Origin of the sequence: Chromobacterium sp. S0633 (assembly GCF_024158805.1) — a bacterium.
Taxonomy (GTDB): domain Bacteria; phylum Pseudomonadota; class Gammaproteobacteria; order Burkholderiales; family Chromobacteriaceae; genus Chromobacterium.
In genome coordinates, this window is sequence record NZ_JAMZGH010000110.1 from 1 (window position 1) to 1,613 (window position 1,613).

Annotated in this window: 3 protein-coding genes; all 3 read left to right on the forward strand. The window is 55.4% G+C overall.

The genetic code is table 11. The features are described from left to right. Positions 1 to 306, forward strand: a 306-nt coding sequence (locus tag NK214_RS24800) for a phage tail sheath C-terminal domain-containing protein (RefSeq protein WP_305883583.1), incomplete at its 5' end; no start/stop codon positions are given. A gap of 45 nt (positions 307 to 351) precedes the next feature. Next, complete coding sequence (locus NK214_RS24805) at positions 352 to 801, forward strand: phage tail protein (protein WP_227106124.1); 450 nt, start codon at positions 352 to 354, stop codon at positions 799 to 801. Between the two features lie 34 nt (positions 802 to 835). Continuing rightward, a partial coding sequence (locus tag NK214_RS24810; protein WP_253315794.1) for a phage tail sheath subtilisin-like domain-containing protein occupies positions 836 to 1,613 on the forward strand: 778 nt, incomplete at its 3' end.

Consider the following 1,613-nt stretch of genomic DNA (forward strand, 5'->3'; position numbering starts at 1 on the left):
TTGTTCAACAGCGCCGAAAAAGACATCAAAACCACTATGCGGTCCATGGTGTTCGAACCCAACAACCATGCCACCTGGGAGCGAGTCCGCTGCGCCATCGATAACTACCTGCGCTCGCTGTGGCGCCAGGGCGCCTTGCCCGGCAAGAGTGAGAAGGAAGCCTACTTCGTACTGGTGGGCAAGGACATCACCATGACCGATGACGACATAGCTCAGGGCAAACTAATCGTCAAAATCGGCATGGCCGCAGTGCGCCCGGCGGAATTCATCATTCTGCAATTCACCCAGGATGTGAACCAAGGCTAAGCCGACGCGACGACGGCGACGTCCTCAATAGGAAAGGCAAGAGCAATGGCAACCAGCACCGAGCAAATCGCAAATACCTACCCCATTCCCACATACCGTTACCGGGTCACTGTGGGCAACGAAGAAATGGCATTCACCGCCGCATCCGGCATGGAAATCTCCCACGAAACCATCACCTACAAGGATGGCCTGGGTGGCTTATTCTACATGCCAGGCCAGATCGCACCCGTCAACATCTCCCTCCGACGCGGCGTGATCAAGGGGAAAAGTCAACTTTACGACTGGATTCACTCCATCTCTCTCAACCAAGTGGAGAAAAAAGATATCCTCATCAGCCTCACCAACGAAGCTGGCAACGAACTGTTGATTACCTGGAACGTCGCCAATGCCTTTCCCACCAAGCTGACCGCCCCCAGCCTAGACGCCAGCAGCAACGAAGTAGCCATTGAAGAGCTGGCACTCATGGCCGACGCCGTCACCATTCAGTTCCACTAACCCCACTCTCTACAGATACTGAAAGTGAACCGCCATGACCACTGTCACCAGCTATCCCGGTGTATATATCGAAGAGCTGCCCAGCCAATCCCTGTCCATCGCCAACAGTTCCACCGCCGTACCTGCGATTGCCTCTAGCGACGCAATGATCTCCGTGCCTACCAGAATAGCCTCGTGGCTGGAGTTCATGAACATAGTGTCAGCATTCGACCCTACCAAAAACCTCCATTTATCCGTAAAAACCTATTTCGAAAATGGCGGCGGCTACTGTTATGTCATCCCCACCGGTCAGCTAGAGCAAGAGGTACCCAAGCTGGACGATGTCACACTGCTGGTCGCCGCCGGAGAGGATATCAAGACGGCAGCCACCACGCTGTGCGTGGATGGTAAAAGCTTGTTCGCAATTCTCGACGGCCCCAAAGTTTTGCAGAGCCCAGCAACCGACATGAGCTCCTATCCTGTTAGCGAACATGCAGCAGCCTACTCCCCATGGCTGGATGCCGACTGGACTGAGGCTTCCATCCCCCCCAGCGGCGCAGTCGCCGGAGCCTACTGCAGGGTGGACCGTGAACGCGGCGCATGGAAAGCACCGGCCAATGTCGCGCTCAATGGTGGACTCAGGCCTCAATTCAAAGTCAGCGATGCCACCCAGGGCGAATACAACGCGGGAAAAGCGCTGAACATGATCCGAGAGTTTCAGAACAACGGTACGTTGATCTGGGGTGCCCGCACCCTCACAAGCAATACCGACACTGAGTGGCGCTACATTCCCGTACGCCGGTTGTTCAACAGCGCCGAAAAAGACATCAAAA